The 409-nt window shown below is 43.8% G+C and carries 1 rRNA gene; it reads left to right on the forward strand.

Features of this window, described 5'->3' with window-relative positions:
- The first annotated feature begins 118 nt into the window (after positions 1-118).
- Positions 119-233: ribosomal RNA gene (gene rrf, locus FCS21_RS16595) — 5S ribosomal RNA — on the forward strand.
- The last annotated feature ends 176 nt before the right edge of the window (positions 234-409 follow it).

Genomic DNA, 409 nt, shown 5'->3' on the forward strand with positions numbered 1-409 from the left:
TGAAGACTGACAAAGACATGAAAATGTAAAATCACGTACTGCGTGTTACTTGACTGAAGAAAACCAAACGATATTTATCGCTCAATGAGCAAAGCTTTCTAAGATTGTCCCCTTTTTGTTTAGCGACAATAGCGCTGTGGCCCCACCTGAACCCATTCCGAACTCAGAAGTGAAACGCAGTTGCGCCGATGGTAGTGTGGGAGTTCCCATGTGAGAGTAGGACATTGCTAGACTTCTAATTTGTGCAAAAGCACTAGAGAAGCCCGATTCGAAAGAGTCGGGCTTTTTGCTTTCTGTCATTTGAAAAAATGTAAGCGTATAGCTAACGACACCTAGCTTTTCTTAATGTTCCAAGGTAACAGCGGCTCAATGTTACCTGGCTGCTCAGCAAGGTGCTGTAAGCAAGTAG

Origin of the sequence: Colwellia ponticola (genome assembly GCF_005885605.1) — a bacterium.
In the GTDB taxonomy this organism is placed as follows: domain Bacteria; phylum Pseudomonadota; class Gammaproteobacteria; order Enterobacterales; family Alteromonadaceae; genus Colwellia; species Colwellia ponticola.